Raw genomic sequence first — 19,377 nt, 5'->3', positions numbered from 1 at the left:
TGTGAGCCTCGGACTTCCTAAGTCCCGCGCTTTGGGACTCTCGGAGTCTGTAAGTACCGCAGTACCGCAGTACCGCAGTACCGCAGTACCGCAGTGCGGGCGTTCATGCGGCTTTGGGGGAGCGCGTGAGCGAGATGTCGTCGGCGCCTGGTGGCCACCAGGCGTCCTCAGGGTCGCCGGTCGGTGCGTGATCCTGGTGGCGGGCGAGCCAGGCGTGCCAGCGGGCGCGCTGCTCAGCGTGCCGACGCACTTGAGCGGCGACATGCTCGAGCGCGCCCAACAACTCCGCGACGACGAGCAGCTGGTCGGGCCGGGCGTGCAGGCGCCCGTCGCGGCGCTCCGCCAAGCCGTAGGCCAGCAAAGTGTCGACGGCGGCGCTGACGGTGGCCCTGGCCATGCCGACCGCCCCGACCAGGGTGGTGATGGTGTTGGCGCGGCGAGCCTCGATCGCTTCGAACACGAACGCGGTCACGTGCCCGAGCTCGCGGAACGCGGGGCGCAGAGCGTGGGCGAGGCCGTTGTCCCAGCGCAGGTCGACGTCGGCCAGGTCGGCGGGGATCGTGAGCTCATACAAGTCTGCGTGCTCACCGCGGGCAGGGTCGACTAGGTCGATCCACCCGCCGGGCTGGTCAGCCAGGCGACGAAGGACGGCGGCGACGGTGGAGTGGTCAGCGCCGACCGCCACGGCGAGGGAGCGGGTGCCGAACGCGACACGCCGGTCACCGGTCTTGTGAGCGGCCTCTCCGAGAGCTCGCAAGACGAACCTCGAGAGGTAGCCGGCCCGCCCGGGGAACCGGGCTTGTTCAGTGCCGCGCAGCAGGGTCCGCCAGGTCCGGATGTGGTCGTGCTCGAGCTGCGTGCCGGGCGGGATTGTGGCCCCCCCGTGTGACTTAGGGCGGCTTGTGTGGGATTTGCGGACGTGGCTGGTTCCTGCCGCGGTGGTGGGTTCGTCGACGTCACCGGCAGCGGCGATGAACCGCTGGGCGGTGTGCCAGTCGCGGGCCAGTGCGCCGTGGCGCTGGGTGGGGGAGTAGCGGGCGTACAGGGACGCCAGGCCGGGCCAGCGGCCGTCTGCCAGGCGCACCGCGACGTCGCGCAGCGCCCAGCCCTGTCGCACCGCGGCGGTGATGACGCTCTGGCGGGCCTCGGACGCCGAGGCGTACCGGGCGGGGTCGTACTGGCCGGTCTCGGCCACCGCCCGCACCCGCGGCGACAGGCGCCCGACTGGGCCGGCGTCGACGTCGGCGGTGGCGGTGGCTTCCGCCCATGGGGCGGGGTCGGTCTGGCGATCGCGCCATGCAGCGATCTGTGGGGCGAGGTCGGACCGCAGGGCCGCCAGGACCGCGGCCGCGTTGGGGCGGCGCAGGACGTCGTAGGCGACGTTCAGCGGGGTGGTCAGCTGCTGGTGGCCACCACTCTTGTGCGCCGACCCCGGGACCCGGATGCAGCCGGTCTTGATCGACCGGTGCGGGCTGGGGTCCAGCGTGGGGTGGGCTGCGGCCAGCGCCTCGACGATCTCGCGGGCGGTGTCGTACGGGATGCGATCGGCGACCGGGACGTACAGGTGGATTCCGCCGTTGGGGGAGACGTCCGAGACGAACCGGGCGCCGTGCGCGGTCAGCCACCGCGCGAGGCGCTCGGCGTCGGCGCGCACGGCGGCCTCACCGGCACGGGAGGCGTCTAGGTCCAGGCACAGGGCAGCGCTGCACCCGTCAGCCCCGTAGACGCGTACCGCGGCGGGTCGCACCGGCAGCGCCTCGGTCAGGGGTCGTTCGTCGCGGGTGCGGTACTCCAGCACCCCGCGCGAGGTGGCCACGCCGATCCGCACGCGGGGCGCTCCGCTGATGAGCGGTGCCAGCGCGCGCCATGCCTGGCGAGCGTCGTCGAGCTCGGCGTTGTGCCCGAGGGTCGCCTGTCCGGGCGAGGCGGCTGCGACACGCGCGGCGCTGGCACCCTCGGGTGCTAGGCGCGGTGTGAGGACGTCAGTTATCGTGGGCTCCAAGCGATACGACGCCCCGCAAGGTGCGTCGAACGGAGCTCTTCACCTCGCGCCGGCAAGCAATGAGGGTGAGGAGCTTTGGGATCAGGCCCGCCCCTTCGGGGGCGGGCCTTCGCTATGTCTGCGGCTAGGCGGACACGTCAAGCACCTCCTGCTGCGCTGACTGCGGCCACCACACCGGGCGACCAGCCGCGTCGAGTTCGGCGTGCTCGATCAAGGCTTCGATGACCGCCCACTTGGGCGCGCCAGTCGCAGCCACGATGTCGTCCAGCCGAGCCTTCGTCGCCGGCTCTACCTCCGCGAACACCGCGACACGTCCTGCGCCCGTGCCACGAGGGCGGCGAGTGGTCTTGAGTGCCATGCCGGAAAACGTACGGATAGGCATAGGGCCACAGTGGGACGCTGTCATGTGCGGCGTGTCGCGGGTCACGGCCGGACCCGTCAGAGGCCGCGGGCAACGGCGGCAGCGGCAGCGAGCCACGCGCGCTGTGTGGCGGCCTGCAGTGCGTCGTAGCGAATGACCCCAGCTTTGAGGGCAGGGTCGAACGGCACAGTGACGACCTCGCGGACGAACGGGCGGAACCCGTCGGCGAGGCGCTCGGCTTCGCTGCGGTCGTCGGCCTTCCACTGGCTGATGACGACGACGGCGCGCTCCGCGAGTCGGGCGGAGTGCTCGTCGCGGCGGGAGAGCGTCTCGAGGGTGAGGCGTGCAGCCTCGGCGCGGTCCTCCATGGTGGTTGCGGGCACGACGAGCTGCTGGGTGAGGTCAATCATGCGGCGCCAGTTCTGGGCACGTGAGGTGTTGCCGCTGTCCATGATGATGAGCCGGTAGTAGCGGGCCAGGACGCTGTGGGCGACGTCGACCTCGTTGCCGGCAATCTCGTGGTCGCCCTGGTCGTCCTCGTCGGAGCGCAGGACGTCGTACCTGTCCTCGGGCTGATGGTGCAGGTACGCCGCGAGGCGGGCGCTTTCGGCGCTGGGGGAGAGCAGGACGTCGGAGTCACGCAGAACGTCCAGCACCGTCGAGCTGTGCGGGCCTTGAACGGTGCGCCAGCCGAGGGTGCCCTGGGACTCGTTGTTGTCCCACGCGACGACGCCGGCGCCGCCGTAGCGGGCGAACACGGCAGCGAGGCAGGCGACGGTCGGGGTTTTGTTAGCGCCGCCCTTGCGGTTGACGACGGCGACGGTGCGCTTGCCGGGCCAGTGCTGGCTGACGGTGTTGATGTCGGCGCGCTCGGCCTGCTCGGCCGGGCTCGGCTCCACGCGCAGCCCTGCCTTGGCCAGCAGCCCTCGCAGGCCCCGGGTGGCGACCTGGGGCGCCGGCTCGGCGACGAGGAAGGACGTCTCGCGCAGGGACCGGCGCGGCGCGGGCGTCTCGACGGGTGCTGTGCGCACCACGGCTGCCTCTGAGCGCGCAGGCGGCGCCGGCGCCGGTGCCGCAGCCACCGGTTCGGCGGGGGTCGGCTCAGTCCGCACAGGGGCTGGGGCGCTCGAGGTGCGGGGATCATCGCGCTGCGGGCGCGGTGCCTCGACGACCGCGACCGCCGCGGGCGGCTGCGGTGCGTCCGAGGACGGCGCGGGGACGACCGAGGCGGCTGGCGCCGCGGCCGGGACAGGAACGGAGACGGCCTGGGGTGCGGGATCGGCGGCGTCGGGCTCGAGGACGTCGATCTCGCCGCTGGGGTGGACACGCAGGTCGTACCGGCCATCGGGGTCGGTGGTGATCGCCAAGAGCGGCTCACCGGCGGCGCGCGCCGCTCGGATGAGGCGTTCGACGACGATCTGGCGTGCGCCCTCGACGCCGGTCCCGTCGAGCTCGTGGACGCCGTCGGGGCTGACGAGGTGCGCGGTGCCGTCGGCAAAGATGGTGGCGCTGTAGGAGTCGGTCATGGCGTGCCTCCGGTGCTGGGTACGGCGTGGAGCAGGTACTGCTCGACCTTGCTCGCGGTGACGTAGGCATGGCTGGGGCTGGTGGCGATGGGGAACGGCGTGGGGCTGTCGGGGGTGGCGAGCTCGTCGACGGGGATCTGCTCGACGACCGCGCGGCTGGCGTCGGTGCTGACGTCGACGGGTTCGCGCTCGAGATCGCCGTAGACGTGCCCGGTAGTGACGACTTCGGGCTGCAGCTCGGCCGGCAGCGCGACGGCGTCGGTCGCGCCGTCGAAGGTGACGAGGACGTGGCCGACCGTGAGCCGTCCGGCGCCCTGCTGGCGCACGCTCTTGGCGCGGGTCAGGTCGGTGTCGGTGGCGGCGTAGGACGCGATCGCACCCGTGGAGACGTCGTGCAGGACCACCCACTGCTGGTCGCCGGCAGCCCAGACGACGATGACGTGGTCCGCGCCGGCGCCGATGGAGCGGACCGGTCGCGGGTCGGGGCCGGGCGGACGGGCAAGGGTGCGCTCGACGGGCTCGGCGCCGGGGACGAGGTCGTACAGGGTGCCGGCGATGCTGACGGCGAGGACGGAGTCGGAGTCGGCCGCGACGGCGCTGGCGCCGACCGGGACGTCGACGAGGTCGAGGGCGCCTTGCGTGATGATGGCGGCGGTCTGGTCCTGGAGGGTCACCAGGGGGGCGGACCCCTCGAAGGACGCGCGCGCTCCGCTCGGCAACGTCACCACGACCGGGGCCGTGGCGCGCAGGCTCGGCGCCGGTGTGGTGGCGGCCGGCTCGGGCAGGGGCCACAGCAGGAGCGTGCGTCCGGCGGTCGCGGCCGCGAGCTCGATCCCGGTGTCGTCGAGCAGGTGCAGCTCGCCCGACCTCGGTGCGTCCTGCCCGGTCCACAGCACGCGCCCGGTGAGGTCGTCGAACAGGACGAGGTCGCCGTCGTCGCGCACGGCCAGCACGTCGCCGCTGGCGGTGGCGACCGGGCGGACCCGCTCGCTGACCGGGACCGCCCAGGTGGCCCGCTGGGCGTAGCCCGGGGGTGCGGGCACCGGCAGGTTCGCCCCGGCTCCGGGCAGAGGCAGAGGCGGCGGCGCGGTCGTGGTGGGGGCAGGGTCGGTCTCCGCGCGGACGGCGAACGCTGCGCCGACGATGCCGCCGCCGAGCACGAGCGCGACCGCGCCGGTGATGGCGGGAACCAGCCAGGCGGGTCGGCCGCCACGCTCGGCAGGGGATTCGGTCGGCAGCTCGAACACCGCGCCGTCGGCTCGCACGACGAGGGGGAACACACGCCCGCCGGGGTCAACTCCGCGAACGCGGACCGCTCCGCGGTCGCCTGGCATCAGGCGAGCCTCGTTGGCGGCGGCTTCCATCGCGACGTCGCTGGGGTTCTGTCCGGGGGCCACCGTGAGCTGCCGTCCGTTCAGGCGTGCGCCTCCGTCGCTGGTGAGCTCGACGGTCAGGACCGGGAACACCGGGACCAGCGTCGGGTCGAACCCGGCGTCGTCAGCCTGCGTGGGCCCACTCATACGGCGACCCCTCGGTCGGCAAGGAACTGGCGGGGATCGACTGACACGTCCCGGCCGCCCGCGGACTGGTAGACCTCGAAGTGCAGGTGGCAGGCGGTTGCGGTGCCGGCAGCACCGGTGCGGCCGATCTGCGTCCCGGCCTGGACCTGCTGCCCGACCGACGCCAGGACGTCACCGGCTTCCATGTGCAGGTAGCGCGTGGTCGTGCCGCCGCCGTGGTCGACCACGACGGTGTGCCCCCCGGTCGAGGTGAAGTAGGTCCTCGCCACGACACCGGCCGCGGCCGACAGGATCGGCCGGTCGCAGCCGCCGCCGAAGTCGACGCCGGCGTGCAGCCGCCACTGCCGGTAGATGGGGTGGAACCGCATCCCGTAGGCGCTGGTGAACGGCCCGGTGGTGGGCCTGGTCCACCCGGTCGCGGTCACCGGGCTGGTGACGGGTGCGGTGTCGGTGCACGGCACCGTCCCGGCTCCCACGGCGATGCCCTCGACCTGGCCGCCGGCCAGGGCGGTGACGATCTGGACCGCGACGTCCCAGTACCGGGCGTAGTGGTGGGGGTTGGCGTTGCGCTGCACGCGGTGGGCGACGATCGTCGGCTCCATGGCGTCGCGCCCCTCAAGGGTGGCGAGCTTGCGGAAGAAGTTGGTGGCCGACGTCGTGGGGTCCATGCGGTCCGCGTAGCTGCCCCATGCGCCGTTGTCGCGCTGCTGGAACAGCCCGCGGCTGTCCGGGCCGACCGCGTCGCCGCGGTCGAGCACCTGGAGCGAGGACTCACCGATCGCGGTCATGACGCCGATGGTCTGGTCTCGCGCGGACAGGTTCATCGCGCGCCCCGCGTTGATGATCGCGGCCGCGTTCGCCAGTTGGGTCGGCCCGTAGGGGCCGACCTGCGCGCCGCCGAGCCCGGCGGCGTCCGCGCTGATCGGTGCGCCGCCGGTGACACAGGCGTTGTTCTCCTCGTCGTCGCTGGCGCCGCCGAGGACGACTACGACGAGCAGCAGCAGCCCGGCTCCTGCGCCGGCAGCGGTCCCCGCACCCCACATCAGTTGACGCCCTCCGGTGGGAGCATCTGCTCCACCGCCCACGGCGCGAACTGCCCGGGACGACTCAGTAGGACCTCGTAGACCCCGGCGTCGGTTGGCACAGCGATGGTCGCGAGGTATCCGGACTCGGACGGCAGGACGGCCGCGGCGCCGGTCACTGCGCTGGCGGGGACGTTGGCCGGGTCGGTGGCGCTGTAGGCGTCCCTGGCCGCGTTGCTCAGGTGCGGGGACAAGCCCGCCCACCAGTCAGCCTCCGGCAGCTCGCGCCGGGCGAACGCGGTCATGGCGGCGGTCGCCACCTCGACCGCCGCGGCGTCGGACGTCGCACCGGGGGTGGGCGACGGCAAAGGTTGCGGGTCGGGCTCGTCGTGCTCGACGTCGTGGTTCGGTGCGACCGGCGACGACGACGGCGGGGCCGGCTGCGCGGTGGCGGCCGGTGGCGCTCCACCGGTCCCGGCGGTGGGGGAGGGGGGTTCGGCCTGGCAGGCGGTCAGGGCGATGAGCGCACCCGTCGCGAGTGCAGCACCGGCCAGACTCCGCATCCGTTCCCCCTCGACCCCTACGGGTTTGCTACTCGTCGTGGTCGGCGGCGCCCGCATCGGGCGGCTGCCACGTCCCGTCCATCACGGCCTCGAGCGCCGATCGCCGCACCCGCCAAGCTCCGGCGACCTTGAACGCCGGGAACTTGCCTTGCCGCATGAGCCGAACCAGGTGCTGCTGGTTCAGACGCAGCACCTGAGCCACCTCCTCAGGCGTCAACACCGGTCCATAAGCCATCAGATCGGGTGAACCGTCCTGAGCGCGGTGGTCCTCGTTGGTCATCCGGACACCTTAGGTCTGGCGCGGGTCACCACGTGATAACAGCAGCAATAACGTACTACAAGTGACTACCACGCCGCACTAGGTGCCCCAAGTGACTGTTTGACACTGAGTCACACTAGACGCGACAATCAGAACCGACCCGATGACTGGGTCATCACGGAACGGGTGGGGGACGGGCTGTTGCGACGACGACGCACGAGCAGTATCGAGCCAGCCTCTGACAACCCGTTCATCCGCCGCGCCCCGCAGCCTGTAGCGGTCGAGGCGCCGCTGCCGACCGATGAGTGGCTGGGCGCCGAGGTCGCCGCCCGAGGCCCGCAGCGACCCTCGGCCACCGCAAGCGGCGCCGCGGCTGGAGCGCTTGCCCGCCGCGAGGTGACGCCGCGCGGCGTCACGGTCGCGGTGGCGGCCGTGCACGGCGGAGCGGGCGCCTCGACGCTCGCGCACCTGCTTGGCCACGGCGCCCACGACGCCGGCGTGAGCTGGCCCGTGGCGGGCGGCTGGGCCCGGCCGCTGCCGGTCCTTCCCGTCGTGCTGGTGGCACGGACCCACGGTGCAGGACTCGCCGCCGCGGAGCGGGTCGCCCGGTCGTGGGCCGCAGGCGAGCTCGGCGAGTCCCAGCTGCTCGGCCTGGTCCTCGTCGACGACGCCCCCCAGCTGACCAAGGCGCAGAAGGCGGCAGCCAAGCGCCTGTCGCAGATGACGCCGCACGGGTGGCACATCGCCTGGCAGCCCGAGTGGCGCGAGGTCCAGACGCCCGCCGCGGATGCCCTTCCGGCGCGGGTGCGCCGCACCCTCGAGCACATCCGCAAGCTCGGCGCGCAGGTCACCGCCGGCGCCGCCCCGACCACCCCCACGACTGATCGGCAGCGACAGGCTGCCGAGACCGAACCAAGGAGCGCACCATGACCGCCCTCACCGCTGCGGCGTACAACGTCCTCACGGGCGTCATCCCGAACCCGACACCGGAGGCGCCGCCCGGGTCCGAGCCGATCCTGCAGGTGCTCAACTGGGTGTCGTGGCTCGCGATCATCGTTTCGGTCGCGGGCTTCATCGTCGCCGCCGGTGGCCTGGCGTTCGCTCACCACTCCGGCCGCGAGATGAACAACTTCAAGGGCCTTGCGTTCGCGATCCTCGCCGCGATCCTCATTGGCGGCGTCGGCGCCATCATGCAGATCTTCGTCTGAGGCCCACCCCGAGGCGCGGCCCGGGTGGCGTGACCACCCACGTGAAGGAGTGAACGATGACCGAACAGTCGCGCGGTGGCCTGGTGTCGATGAACGGCTGGTGGGCGGCGTCAGGCCTGTTCATCCTGCTCGTCATCGTCGGGGTGGCCGTCGTTCTGCTGGGCGGCCCCGACCCCCAGCCGTCCACCGCGGCCCCGACCCCTCCCACCCCGTCGTCGGCACCGTCGACCTCAGCTCAGCCGGAGGAACCGGCCGACGCGCCGTTAACGGCCGCTCCCGAGACCGAGTGGGACCTGTTCTACGACGTCGCCCTCCCGACCTCGCCGACCGCTGGCCCGTCCAATCAGGACGGTCGCCTGTGGTCGGGTTGGGCTCACAGCCCGGAGGGCGCCCTCGCAGCAGCTGCCTACTTGGTGTTCGCCACCGACGCCCCGGAGGCCGCGACCGTGGTTGAGGGCCAGGCGGTGCCTGGCACGCAGGCTCAGGCGTACCTCAACCAGCTCTCGCTGACACCGCCGAGCGAGCCGACACCGGGGACGACACCTGCCATCGGCGGTTTCCGGTTCGTCGACTACAGCGACACGGCCGCCCGAATCGAGCTCCTACTGGTGGCTAACGACTCCGCGGCCTCGATCCCTGTCGACCTCGCCTGGCAGGACGGGGACTGGAAGATCGACCTCGAGACGAGCGGTGGGATACCTAGGGTGACGCGCATTGACGGGACCTCCGGCTTTATCCCCTGGAGCGCGGCATGAACGAGGACGACTGCGCCGGGCCGTTTGGCTCGGCGAAGTGCGTCGTCGGTGACGCGATCGGGGACGCGGCAGGCGCCCTTGCCGGTAGCGCGATCGGCGCGTTCGTGGAGAGCGTCGCCGAGGCCGTGGAGACGGTGCTCATGGTGGTGGCGACCACCTGGATGAACATTCCGTCTCCGGTGGTGGCCGTCGGCAACGAGCCGACCGGCATCATCGCCGCTATCTCGAGCGACCTGTCGTTCTACACGATGGTCTTCGCGATGATCGGGGTGCTGTTCGCTGCCGGGAAGCTCGCGCTCAGCGGGCGCGGCGACGCGGCGTTGCCCGCGGTGCGCATGGTGGTGACGCTCATCATCGTCAGCGCCGCCGGCGCAGCCGTGGTGTCCGCCGCGATCGCCGCAGGGGACGCCTTCGCGCCGTGGATCATCTACCGCGCCACTGGCAAGGAGTTCTCCGACGGGGTGGTCGGCATCATGACCGCCGCCACGATCACCAGCTCGGGCATGGGCGTGGGGCTACTGGTCGGCCTCGCGGCGCTGCTGGGTTGCATCGCGCAGGTGGTGTTCATGGTGTTCCGCGGGGCGATGATCACGCTGCTGATGGCGGTCCTACCGACGATCGCCGCCACCTCTGCCACCAACGGTGGCTCCGCAGCTCTGCGCAAGGCGCTCGGCTGGTTGCTGGCGTTCGTGCTCTACAAGCCGGTCGCCGCGGTCATCTACGCGGTCGGGTTGCTCCTCGTGAACGGCTACCAGGCTCCTGGTGGAACCGGCGAGGAGCAGGCGGCGATCATGTCCCTGCTCATGGGCCTGACGGTCATCACCCTGGCCGGTCTGACCCTGCCGGCGCTGGTCAAGTTCCTGGTCCCGATGGCATCGGCGGGTGTGTCGTCGATGTTCTCCGGCGCGGCGGTCGGTGTCGCGGCGCTTGCCACGGGCGCGGCGGTGGTCAGCATTGGCGGGTCGGCGGCGGGCAGCGCGGCGATGGCGCGAGGCGCAGCCCCGGCCGCGGCGAGGACGGGCGCGGCACCGGCAGCAGCCGGTGGAGCCGGTGGAGCGGCACCGTCGCTCGCACCCGCGGGCGGTGGCCCGGTCGCGCCTGCCGGTGGCGCCGCGCCGTCGGCCGCGGCTGCGGGCGGGACGCCGACCGCCCCCGGTGCCGCCGGGGGTGGCAGCTCGCCAACGCCCGCCCCGGCCAGCGGCGGCAGCGCAACGCCAGGCGCGGCGCCCACCAGTGGTGGCACCAACGGCACGCCCGGTCCGGTGACGCCACCCCCAGCCCCCGCGCCCGCGGGACCGGCTCCGCGCGGTGCGCCGGCCCCTGCGGCGAGCGGCAGGGGCGCGGACGGCTGGAAGTCGGCAGCGCGTAGCGCCGCCGACGCGGCCCGCTCCGGGACGCAGGCAGCAGACGAAGGGGGCGCGGGACCCTCCGGCGCCGCCGTGGAGAGGTGATCGCGTGACAACGACGACCGAGCAGATCACGTACGGCAACTTCCGCCGCGCACGCAAGGTGGGCCTGTACGGGGTCCCTCTTGGCGCGCTGGTGGCGCTCGTGCCACTGATGTTGCTGCTCATCGCGATGGTGTCAACGTCACACTGGATCGGGACGGCGATGACTCTTGTCGCGATGGGTCTGCTGGTGGCACCGGCCGTGCTCCCGACCCGCAACGGCCGCACGCTGTACCAGCGGCTGGCGATCAGGACGATGCACAACCGGGCCCAGAAGCAGGGCCACACGCTGAACGTGGCCGGCCCGGCCGGTCGGACACCGGACGGCAAGTGCCGACTGCCTGGTCTGCTGGCGCCCAGCGAGCTGACCGAGCACCTGGACTCCTACGGCAACCCGTTCGGGCTCATCACGTTGCCGGCGACGAAGCATCACACGGTGGTGATCGAGGCTCACGCGACCGGCAGCGAGTCGGTGGACCAGCACGTGATCGACGCGGAGGTCGCCAACTGGGGCGGCTGGCTGGCGCTGCTCGGCGTCGAGGACGGTGTCGTGGGCGCGTCGGTGACGGTGGAGACCGCCCCGGACTCCGGTCTGCGGTTGCGGCGCATGGCGGTGGGCAACGTCGTCCCGGACGCACCCCAGTTCGCGGTGGCGGTTGTGGAGGCGACGACGAGCGGCACCACGGGAGCGCCGGCGATCACGACCCGGTTGACGATCACCTTCTCTGGGCGCGGCGGTGGCGGCGTGCCGGACCGTTCCGGCGATGAGGTGGCGACCGACATCGGTAACCGGCTGCCTGGGCTGCTTGACGGGCTGCGCACGGCGGGCGCCGGGTCGACGGTGCGGCTGTGCTCGGCGCAGGACATCGTCGACTTCACGCGGACCGCCTACGACCCGGCGGCCGCGCTGGCGATCGAGGAAGCGCGCGCCGGTGAGGGCACGCACCTGACGTGGGAGGAAGCGGGTCCGATCTTCCATCACGACGGCTTCGACGTGTACCACCACGACCGCGCCGTCTCCACGTCGTTCGAGATGGCCGACACCCCGCGCGGGATCTTCTACTCCAGCGTCCTTCGGCGCCTGCTGGCCTCGCACCGCGACATCGAACGCAAGCGCGTCACGCTGCTGTACCGGCCGGTGCCGAACCCCGCCGAGGTGGTGGAGAAGGACATCAACGCCGAGGTGTTCGGGCGGTCGGGGTCGCGCCGGCAGACCGCCCGTGCGGAGCAGAACGAGAAGGCCGCGCGCCAGGCCGCTCGTGAGGAAGCGGCCGGGGCCGGGCTGATCAGGTTCGGGATGATCGTCACGGTCAGCTGCACCGACGCCCAGCAACTCCCCAAGGCCGTCCGCGCGGCCACAGCCCTGTTCGGATCGGCGCGGCTGAAGATGCGTCCCGCACTCGGCAACCAGGCCGTCGCGTTCGCCGCCGGCCTGCCCCTGGGCGTGGTCCTGCCGGAGCACACGATCCTGCCGACCGCTCTGCGCGACGCCCTCTAGGAGACGGACCGATGGCACGCACCTCCCGCTCGACCACCAGCTCCCCGTTCGTCATCACCCCGCAGGACGCCGCCCGGCTGCAGCAGGCCACCAAGCGCTCCACCGCGCGGCGCAGCCTGCGCGGCCTGGACCTGCTCGCGCTGCTGCGCGAGACCGAGAACCGGTCCGCCGCGGCCCGCAAGGAACGAGCGGCACGCCCGGGGCGCCGCGGCTGGTCCGGCAAGGGCGCGGGCCGGGTCAACTACATCGCCGGCCCGTTCGAGGCGCAGGGCACAACCGTGCAGGTCTGCGGGCTGTGGCCGTTCGCCGCAGGCAGCTCCCTGCCGACCGTCGGCGTGCCCCTCGGGCACCACCTGGTCACCGGCGGGACGGTGTGCGGCGACCCCGTGATGTGGTTCCTCGCCCAGCTCATCAACTTCCCCTCGTGCATGATCCTGGGCCGCCCGGGCCTGGGGAAGTCGACCCTGGGGCGCCGCATGGTCTCGGTGCTGGCCGCCTGGGGGGTCATCCCGATGGTGCTGTCAGACCTCAAGCCGGACTACGTCGATCTGATCGAGGCGCTCGACGGCCTGGTCATCCGGGTGGGCCGCGGCCGCGGCCACATCAACCCCCTCGACATGGGCCCGCTCGTCGCGCGGCTCGCCGAGCTGCCCGAGGACAAGCGACGCGAGGCGTTGGCCGAGCTGCGCGGGCGCCGGCTGAACACGTTCACCGGTCTGCTGTCGCTGCTGCGCGGGGACCGGCTGCAGGCGCACGAGAACACCCTGGTCTCGGTGGCGCTGCGCATCTTGGACCAGCGCGGGGGCACTGTGCCGCCGCTGCCGTCCGACGTGTACGCCGTGCTGCAGGAGGGGCCGCTCGAGCTGCGCGCGGTCGCCCTGGACCGAGGCGTCGACGAGCGCTACCGCGACCGCATCGAGCCGCTGCTGGACCTGATCGGTGCCCTGTCCAGTGATGGGCCGTTCGGTGACGTGTTCGCCGGTCAGACCACCACCCCGATCGCGATCGACCGTCCGGTCGCGTTCGACATGTCCTCCATCGACGACGGCGACCTGCTCTTCCAGGCCGCCGCGCAGTCGGTGTGCTGGTCCTACGGGTCGCTGACCGTCTCCGCGGCGAAGCACCTCGCGGACGCAGGGCTGGCGCCGACCCGGCACTACTTCATGGTGATGGACGAGCTGTGGCGGATGCTGCGGGCCGGGTCGTTCATGGTCGACTTCGTCGACGCGCTCACCCGCCTCAACCGCAACCGCGGCCTGGCCCAAGCGCTCATCACGCACACCATGCTGGACCTGAAGATGGCCAACGACGCCGACACCGCGAAGGCGTGGGGCTTCGTCGAGCGGTCGGCCATGGTCTACCTGGGTGGCCTGGCCGCCTCGGAGATGGGGAACCTCGAGGAAGTGTTCGGCATGTCCGGCACCGAGCGGCGCCTGATCGCCGAGTGGGCCGACGAGGGCACCCGTGACCCGGAGACCGGGCGCGCCGCGGCCCCGCCCGGGCAGGGCAAGTTCCTGCTCAAGCTCGGAAAGAAGCCCGGCATCCCGTTCAAGCTGGACCTCACCCCGGTCGAGCTCGACGTCAACAACACCAACCGCATGTGGGCGTCGATGGCCGAACGGGTGACCGCCGCCCGACGGCACAGCATCACCCCCGACGTCGACGAGGCGGAGGCCGCCACGCGCCGCGCCGTCGACGACGTCGCCGGGCCTGGCGACGTCTGATGCGTCAGCCGAACCGGCTCCCCGAGCCGGGCAGCTCCCCACTGCTGCCGCTGCTATTCATGGCGAGCGTCGCGGCCGCCGGGGCGCTGGCCGGCCTGGTGTGGCTGGCAGCGTTCCTCGGGGCGCGCCTTGGTGACCAGCCGGCCCCTGCCGGTGGCGTGGACTTCTGGCTGGACCTGGTCGACGGCGACGTGCCCTGGGGCGCCACCGAGACGACCGCCCTGGTCGCGCTCCTCACGGTCGTGACCGTGGTCGCTGTCGTGGTGGGCCGCGCGGTGCGTGCGGTGTTCACCGGCGGCACCCGTGTGGACTCCAAGGCACGGTTCATGGCCACGGCGAAGGACCTCGCGTTGCTCACCGAGCAGGGCGCGGCCGCCGACGCAGTCCGGCTGGGCGCGGCGCACGCCGGGCCGGGGGTGCCGCTGGGGACATCGGTGGCGCGGGGCGAGCCGCTGCGCGCCCCATGGGAGTGGGTACAGCTGTACGTCATGGGGCCGCGCGCCGGGAAGACGACGTGCGTGTGCGTGCCGCAGCTCATGGAGACCGGCGGGCCGGCGCTGGCGACGTCGAACAAGCGCGACATCGTCGACCTGACCCGCGGGCCCCGGTCGATGAAGGGCCTGGTCTGGGTCTACGACGTGCAGGGCCTGATCGGGGAGCCGCCGACGTGGTGGTGGAACCCGCTGTCCTACGTCACCAGCGTGGAGACGGCCGACGAGCTCACCGACCTGTTCATCACCTCCGCCACCAGCGCCGACGCCCGCCAGGACGCCTACTTCTCCTCCGCGGGCCGCTCGGTGCTCTCCGCGATGGTCCTCGCCGCAGCCGCCGGGCAGCGCCCGATCACCGACGTGCTGACGTGGCTGTACGACGTCACCGACGAAACACCCCTCGACCTGCTGTCGGCCAACGGGTACGGCTTCACCGCGACCGCGCTCGAGGGCGCCATGGAGCTCACCGAGCGCCAGCGCGACGGCGTCTACGGCACCGCGCGGCCGTGGGTGGACTTCCTGCGCAACAAGACCCTCCTGCCGTGGATCACCCGCCAAGGCCCGGACGACGCCCGACCGCAGTTCGACCCGCACGCATTCGCCGCGTCGACCGACACGATCTACCTCGTCTCACGCGAAGGGGCCGGGTCCGGCGCTGCGGTAACCGGCGCCCTGACGATGGCCACCTTGAAGGCGGCCGAGCAGCTCGGCGCGCTCCAGCCCGGCGGGCGCCTGGCGACACCCCTGCTGGCGGTGCTCGACGAGGCCGCCAACGTGTGCCGGTGGCGCGAGCTGCCCAACCTCTACTCCCACTACGGCTCACGCGGCATCATCCTGTCCACCTTCCTGCAGTCCTGGGCGCAGGGCGCCGCCGCATGGGGCGAAGAGGGGATGCAGAAGCTGTGGAGCGCCACCAACGTCAGCGTCGTCGGTCCCGGCAACGCCCAGGACACGTTCGTGCGCGGCGTCTCTGAGCGCATCGGCGACCACGACGTGCGCACCCGCAGCGTCAGCTACGCGGCCAGGAGCGGGCGCAGCGCGAGCTCGTCGATCCAGCGTCGACGGCTGTTCGAGGTCGCTGAGGTCATGTCGCTGCCGGCGGGCCGCGCGATCGCGTTCAGCACCGGGATGCCCGCGGTGCTGATGAAGCTCGACCACTACTCCACCAAGCCCTACGCCGACCTGGTCACCGAGTCGCGCAACTTTTACGAAGCCCAAGCCGTCGCCGCCGGCGCGCACGTTCCGCTGCCCGCGGCCTCACCGTTCGAGGAGCCGCCGGCTCCCGCCCCGGCACCCGAGCCGGTGGAGGCCACCGCAGCGGCGCGAGCGGACGCCGCGCCTCGCGCGTCGCGCGCACCCGGCGTGGACAGCGCCCGCACCCTGGAGGCGACCGATCTGGACGCACCGCTGTCGGGGTGGGCCCCGGTGAGCATCGCCCCGCCGCCGCCACAGCCGCCGGTCGCCGCCGCGGCGGCCGCCGGCGCGCTGCGGTGGAAGGCCGCAGCCGACGCCGCCCGTGCCCGCGAGCACCAAGCGCAGCACGACGACGCAACAGAGGGGAGACCACCATGACCACACCACCTGCCGCCGCCGGCCTGACCGACGGCCGCGACCCGTGGGGCGCGGACGCCGGCGACAACACCGACGAGGCCTCGGCCGGGGCGCAGGAACGGACCCCGGTGTACGAGGACGTCGTCACCTGGGTGGAGCAGATGATGCTTCCCCACTACCGGCGCCCGCTGAACAGCGACACCCGCTGGTGCGCGTACTGGTGGCAGCACACCGAAGCAGTCGCACGGCTCGAGGCGTGCTGGCGCGCGTGGGAGCACCTGCGCTACGAGGGACCGACCGGGATCGCGGTGTGGTTCCGGGACTACTTCGACCCGATGATGGGCCAGCTGACAGGCCGGGAGGGGCCGTTCCACGCCTGCCGCACCGACAGCCGTGGCGGGCATCAGGTAGCGGAGCTGTGGCCGTCCGCCCCGGCACCAGCTGAGTTATTCCGCGGCATGACGCACCCCGGGGGGTAACGCCCCGAGGTTGGTGCAGCGGCGAGTCGTAAGCCCCCGACACGGAGGGCGGCGGCCTGGTGGCCGCCCCTTCGGTTGTGCGCGCCGTGGTCAGCGCGTCAACCCGCTGCGCTGGCGCTTACGCCCGTGCCACGGCTGGCGGGGTGACTCGGAGACACGCCAGAAGTGATCTGCATCGCGGTTGGCGTGCGCGTTACCCACGATCGACGACACGCGGTGTCATGCCCCATGCAGTAGTGCGGGATCCGCAGTACTGTGTGCACCGCGGGTGCCGCAGGGAGTGCCCGCACCAGGCATTTCCCGGCGGTGGGCGGGGGAGTGGATGTCGCGTGGACACCACGCAGCTACTCAAAGGCGTACTCGACGTCGCGGTCCTGGCCGTCGTCGCCGACGCGGACAGCCACGGGTACGACGTCGTGCGCCGATTGCGCGCGGCGGGCATCGAGCAGGTCGGCGACGCATCGGTGTACGGCACGCTGCGGCGGCTGTACGCGTCTGGAGCGCTGACGTCGTACGTGGTGCCGAGTGATGAGGGTCCGCACCGCAAGTACTACGCCGATCAATGCCCAAGGGCAGGCGATGCTCGAAGCCCAGCGCAAAGACTGGGATGAATTCGCGGCGACCATGACGCGCCTGCTCAGCACCGAGGAGGGTCGATGACCGCCATGGACACCGGCGCCACAACGGACGTCGCCCAGTACGCCGAGCAGGTGCGCGCCTCGCTGCTGACCTCGGCCCTGATCAGGTGTAGACGACCTGACCGACGGGCTCGAGGCGAACCTGGCCGACGCGCTGGCTGATGACGGCCGTGCACGTCGCGGCGGACTTGTCGACGAGTTCGGCTCCCCGGACGTCTACGCCACCGAGCTACGTACCGCCGCCGACCTCGCCCCCGCGGCGCAGCAGCGCGATGGCACGCTGCGCACCGCGCTGGCCGCCCCGTGGCGCGCGGTGAGGGACATCGACCAGGCGGCGCTTGCGCGGATGCGGGCCACGCGCTGGTTCCCCGGCGTCGAAGGTCTCCTCGCCGCACTGCGGCCGGCGTGGTGGGTCCTGCGCGGGTGGACGGTCGCTTACCTGGTGCTGCAGCTGACGGACGTCGAGCCGTACGCGCTGTTCTGGCTGCCGTTGACATTCGCCGCCTGGGTGGTGCTCGTCGCGGCGGTCGTCGCCAGTGCGCAGTGGGGACGGGGCCGGTGGCAGACCGGCCCCCGCTGGGAGCGGCTGCTGAAGTTGGTGAACGCCGCGACTGCCGTCGCGAGCGTCGTGCTGCTGCTGTGGGTTCCTAGCGCGCAGCGGCACGAGCTGGCGTCGTTGCGGGCGGCGGCGAACGCACAGCCCGTGGACGGGGTCATCGCTGGGGGTGAGCGTGCGACGAACCTGTTCGTCTACGGCGCTGACGGCGAGCCGGTCGACGGGGCGCAGGTCGTCGACCAGGACGGCCGCGCGGTCGCCACCGAGCCGCACGGCGGTGACCTGTGGGCTCAGAAGCAGTACTGGCCCGACGGTGCTGACGAGCCGCTCTTCTATATCGGCGCGCCCAGCGCGGAAGGCGTCCTGCGCTGAAACGTCTTCCCGTTGCGCAGCGCACCCGAGGGGGCGTTCGATCTCGACATGGTACTGGGAGACGAACGTGCTCCGGCTCGCAGAGTGTTCGGTGAGAAGCGCGCTTTGAACGGCAAGAAGGCCGGCCCACCGCGCACGACGACCTCGTCGGACGACAGTTCCGCGCCGACCGGCCAACCGTGTGTCTGCGGGACATCACCGAGCACCCCACCGGGCCGGGCAAGGGCCTACCTCTGCGCGATCAAGGACGTGTACTCGGGGCGGATCGTCGGGTACTCCATCAGCGACCGGATAGAGTCTCGGATCGCGGTGACACCCTGGTCAGCGCCGTAGCCCGCCGCAAGGGTGCTGACTGCCCGGGCCGTCGTTAGGCGGTCTGCGCCCGCTGCCGAGCCTGCCATGCGCTCGCGGCCATCTCCCGCAGCGTGTAACGCATCTGCCAGTCCAGGTCTCGCGCGGCCAGCTCCCCGGACGCGACGATCCGGTCGGGGTCTCCGGGGCGGCGGGGGCCGATCTCGGGCTCGAAGTCGATGCCCGTCACCTCCGCCATTGTCTCCATGATGTGGCGCACCGACGCCCCCTGCCCGCTACCGAGGTTGTAGACGCGCTCCAGCGGGCGGCCGTCGGCGAGGCCGCGGGCTGCTGCCACGTGGGAGTGGGCAAGGTCCGCGACGTGGACGTAGTCGCGCACGCAGGTCCCGTCCGGGGTGTCGTAGTCCACACCGTTGATCCGCGGCGTCCGGCCGGCCACGAGCGCCTCGAGCACCAGCGGGAACAGGTTGTGCGGGCTCGTGTCGTACAGCTCGGGCGAGCCAGATCCCACCACGTTGAAGTACCGCAGCGAGGTATGCCGGAGTCCCGTGGCCACCCCCTGGTCGCGCAACAGCCACTCGCCTATGAGTTTGCTCTCGCCGTACGGCGACTCGGGGCTGGTGGGCGTCTCCTCGGTGACGAGGTTCGTGTGCGGGATGCCGTAGGTCGCGGCGCTCGAGGAGAACACCAGGGCGTCGACGCCGACGTCGGCCATCGCCTCGAGCAGGTGGACGGTGCCCGTGACGTTCTGCTCGTACGTGTGCAGCGGGCGCTGCACACTGACCCCGGCGTACTTGAACCCGGCCAGGTGCACGACGCCGGTCACGTCGTGCTCTGTGAGCGCGTGCCGGACCAGTGGGGTGTCCAGGATGGAGCCGCGGACGAGGGGAACGCTGGCAGGCACGAACGCCTCGTGGCCGCTGGACAGGTCGTCGAGCACGACGGTGTGCAGTCCGACCTCCCCGAACGCCTTCACCACGTGGGAGCCGATGTACCCAGCACCACCGGTCACCATCCAAGTCATGACGCGACACTACCGAGACCGGCCCGTGCGGGCGCGATTCCACGCCTGCCGCGACTGCCTAACCGGCC

17 protein-coding genes and 2 pseudogenes are annotated in these 19,377 nt (G+C 72.2%); 11 read left to right on the top strand and 8 right to left on the bottom strand.

The window, feature by feature from the left end:
* Window positions 1-103: 103 nt before the first annotated feature.
* The 7 genes from Q0840_RS16065 to Q0840_RS16035 form a co-directional block, all read right to left on the bottom strand.
* Complete coding sequence (locus Q0840_RS16065) at window positions 104-1,816, bottom strand: MarR family transcriptional regulator (protein WP_298461205.1); 1,713 nt, start codon at window positions 1,814-1,816, stop codon at window positions 104-106.
* 310 nt (window positions 1,817-2,126) lie between these two features.
* Window positions 2,127-2,360: a hypothetical protein gene (locus tag Q0840_RS16060; protein WP_298461203.1), complete on the bottom strand. Its 234-nt coding sequence runs from the start codon at window positions 2,358-2,360 to the stop codon at window positions 2,127-2,129.
* A gap of 80 nt (window positions 2,361-2,440) precedes the next feature.
* Window positions 2,441-3,889 (bottom strand): chromosome partitioning protein ParA, encoded by a 1,449-nt coding sequence (locus tag Q0840_RS16055; protein ID WP_298461199.1) that lies wholly within the window; start codon window positions 3,887-3,889, stop codon window positions 2,441-2,443.
* A complete protein-coding gene (locus tag Q0840_RS16050) occupies window positions 3,886-5,409 on the bottom strand; it encodes a hypothetical protein (RefSeq protein WP_298461196.1) in 1,524 nt (507 codons plus the stop codon). Before Q0840_RS16050 ends, Q0840_RS16055 begins: the two co-directional genes overlap by 4 nt.
* Window positions 5,406-6,452 (bottom strand): M23 family metallopeptidase, encoded by a 1,047-nt coding sequence (locus Q0840_RS16045; RefSeq protein WP_298461193.1) that lies wholly within the window; start codon window positions 6,450-6,452, stop codon window positions 5,406-5,408. The genes Q0840_RS16050 and Q0840_RS16045 overlap by 4 nt, the downstream gene beginning before the upstream one ends.
* Window positions 6,452-6,994: a hypothetical protein gene (locus Q0840_RS16040; protein WP_298461189.1), complete on the bottom strand. Its 543-nt coding sequence runs from the start codon at window positions 6,992-6,994 to the stop codon at window positions 6,452-6,454. Before Q0840_RS16040 ends, Q0840_RS16045 begins: the two co-directional genes overlap by 1 nt.
* 28 nt (window positions 6,995-7,022) lie before the next feature.
* Complete coding sequence (locus tag Q0840_RS16035) at window positions 7,023-7,274, bottom strand: helix-turn-helix domain-containing protein (protein ID WP_298461187.1); 252 nt, start codon at window positions 7,272-7,274, stop codon at window positions 7,023-7,025.
* A 165-nt stretch (window positions 7,275-7,439) separates the two neighbouring features.
* Here Q0840_RS16035 and Q0840_RS19095 point away from each other — a divergent pair, with 165 nt between their 5' ends.
* The 11 genes and pseudogenes from Q0840_RS19095 to Q0840_RS15980 form a co-directional block, all read left to right on the top strand.
* The gene (locus Q0840_RS19095) at window positions 7,440-8,183 is read left to right on the top strand and encodes a DUF6668 family protein (protein WP_367183142.1); all 744 of its coding nucleotides are present in this window, start codon (window positions 7,440-7,442) and stop codon (window positions 8,181-8,183) included.
* Complete coding sequence (locus Q0840_RS16025; RefSeq protein ID WP_298461185.1) at window positions 8,180-8,461, top strand: hypothetical protein; 282 nt, start codon at window positions 8,180-8,182, stop codon at window positions 8,459-8,461. Before Q0840_RS19095 ends, Q0840_RS16025 begins: the two co-directional genes overlap by 4 nt.
* A gap of 56 nt (window positions 8,462-8,517) precedes the next feature.
* Window positions 8,518-9,216 (top strand): hypothetical protein, encoded by a 699-nt coding sequence (locus tag Q0840_RS16020; protein ID WP_298461183.1) that lies wholly within the window; start codon window positions 8,518-8,520, stop codon window positions 9,214-9,216.
* On the top strand, window positions 9,213-10,667 hold the full coding sequence (locus Q0840_RS16015; protein WP_298461181.1) for a hypothetical protein: 1,455 nt from the start codon (window positions 9,213-9,215) through the stop codon (window positions 10,665-10,667). Before Q0840_RS16020 ends, Q0840_RS16015 begins: the two co-directional genes overlap by 4 nt.
* A 4-nt stretch (window positions 10,668-10,671) precedes the next feature.
* Window positions 10,672-12,162, top strand: a complete 1,491-nt coding sequence (locus tag Q0840_RS16010; protein ID WP_298461178.1) for an SCO6880 family protein — start codon at window positions 10,672-10,674, stop codon at window positions 12,160-12,162.
* Window positions 12,163-12,173: 11 nt separating this feature from the next.
* Window positions 12,174-13,886 (top strand): hypothetical protein, encoded by a 1,713-nt coding sequence (locus Q0840_RS16005; RefSeq protein WP_298461175.1) that lies wholly within the window; start codon window positions 12,174-12,176, stop codon window positions 13,884-13,886.
* Window positions 13,886-15,949 carry a type IV secretory system conjugative DNA transfer family protein gene (locus Q0840_RS16000; protein WP_298461172.1) on the top strand — a complete coding sequence of 688 codons (2,064 nt, stop codon included), beginning with the start codon at window positions 13,886-13,888 and terminating at the stop codon, window positions 15,947-15,949. Before Q0840_RS16005 ends, Q0840_RS16000 begins: the two co-directional genes overlap by 1 nt.
* Complete coding sequence (locus Q0840_RS15995) at window positions 15,946-16,407, top strand: DUF4913 domain-containing protein (protein WP_298461169.1); 462 nt, start codon at window positions 15,946-15,948, stop codon at window positions 16,405-16,407. Before Q0840_RS16000 ends, Q0840_RS15995 begins: the two co-directional genes overlap by 4 nt.
* A gap of 329 nt (window positions 16,408-16,736) precedes the next feature.
* A pseudogene (locus Q0840_RS15990) lies at window positions 16,737-17,067 on the top strand (PadR family transcriptional regulator).
* Window positions 17,068-17,358: 291 nt separating this feature from the next.
* A complete protein-coding gene (locus Q0840_RS15985) occupies window positions 17,359-17,973 on the top strand; it encodes a hypothetical protein (protein ID WP_298461166.1) in 615 nt (204 codons plus the stop codon).
* Window positions 17,974-18,107: 134 nt separating this feature from the next.
* Window positions 18,108-18,285, top strand: a pseudogene (locus Q0840_RS15980) (IS3 family transposase); the annotation flags it as partial.
* A gap of 55 nt (window positions 18,286-18,340) precedes the next feature.
* Here Q0840_RS15980 and galE read toward each other — a convergent pair.
* Complete coding sequence (gene galE, locus Q0840_RS15975) at window positions 18,341-19,309, bottom strand: UDP-glucose 4-epimerase GalE (protein ID WP_298461163.1); 969 nt, start codon at window positions 19,307-19,309, stop codon at window positions 18,341-18,343.
* Window positions 19,310-19,377 lie beyond the last annotated feature (68 nt).

It is taken from the genome of uncultured Cellulomonas sp., assembly GCF_947494015.1.
Taxonomy (GTDB): Bacteria; Actinomycetota; Actinomycetes; order Actinomycetales; family Cellulomonadaceae; genus Pengzhenrongella.
The sequence above is the reverse complement of the archived record's forward strand: the minus strand, read 5'-3'. Positions and strand labels throughout refer to the sequence as shown.

What these genes read in the sequence shown, in the direction of transcription:
- Q0840_RS16060 (WP_298461203.1), bottom strand. Translation starts at nt 2,360, where the DNA reads ATGGCACTCAAGACCACTCGCCGCCCTCGTGGCACGGGCGCAGGACGT.
- Q0840_RS16055 (WP_298461199.1), bottom strand. Translation starts at nt 3,889, where the DNA reads ATGACCGACTCCTACAGCGCCACCATCTTTGCCGACGGCACCGCGCAC.
- Q0840_RS16050 (WP_298461196.1), bottom strand. Translation starts at nt 5,409, where the DNA reads ATGAGTGGGCCCACGCAGGCTGACGACGCCGGGTTCGACCCGACGCTG.
- Q0840_RS16045 (WP_298461193.1), bottom strand. Translation starts at nt 6,452, where the DNA reads ATGTGGGGTGCGGGGACCGCTGCCGGCGCAGGAGCCGGGCTGCTGCTG.
- Q0840_RS16040 (WP_298461189.1), bottom strand. Translation starts at nt 6,994, where the DNA reads ATGCGGAGTCTGGCCGGTGCTGCACTCGCGACGGGTGCGCTCATCGCC.
- Q0840_RS16035 (WP_298461187.1), bottom strand. Translation starts at nt 7,274, where the DNA reads ATGACCAACGAGGACCACCGCGCTCAGGACGGTTCACCCGATCTGATG.
- Q0840_RS16025 (WP_298461185.1), top strand. Translation starts at nt 8,180, where the DNA reads ATGACCGCCCTCACCGCTGCGGCGTACAACGTCCTCACGGGCGTCATC.
- Q0840_RS16020 (WP_298461183.1), top strand. Translation starts at nt 8,518, where the DNA reads ATGACCGAACAGTCGCGCGGTGGCCTGGTGTCGATGAACGGCTGGTGG.
- Q0840_RS16015 (WP_298461181.1), top strand. Translation starts at nt 9,213, where the DNA reads ATGAACGAGGACGACTGCGCCGGGCCGTTTGGCTCGGCGAAGTGCGTC.
- Q0840_RS16005 (WP_298461175.1), top strand. Translation starts at nt 12,174, where the DNA reads ATGGCACGCACCTCCCGCTCGACCACCAGCTCCCCGTTCGTCATCACC.
- Q0840_RS16000 (WP_298461172.1), top strand. Translation starts at nt 13,886, where the DNA reads ATGCGTCAGCCGAACCGGCTCCCCGAGCCGGGCAGCTCCCCACTGCTG.
- Q0840_RS15995 (WP_298461169.1), top strand. Translation starts at nt 15,946, where the DNA reads ATGACCACACCACCTGCCGCCGCCGGCCTGACCGACGGCCGCGACCCG.
- galE (WP_298461163.1), bottom strand. Translation starts at nt 19,309, where the DNA reads ATGACTTGGATGGTGACCGGTGGTGCTGGGTACATCGGCTCCCACGTG.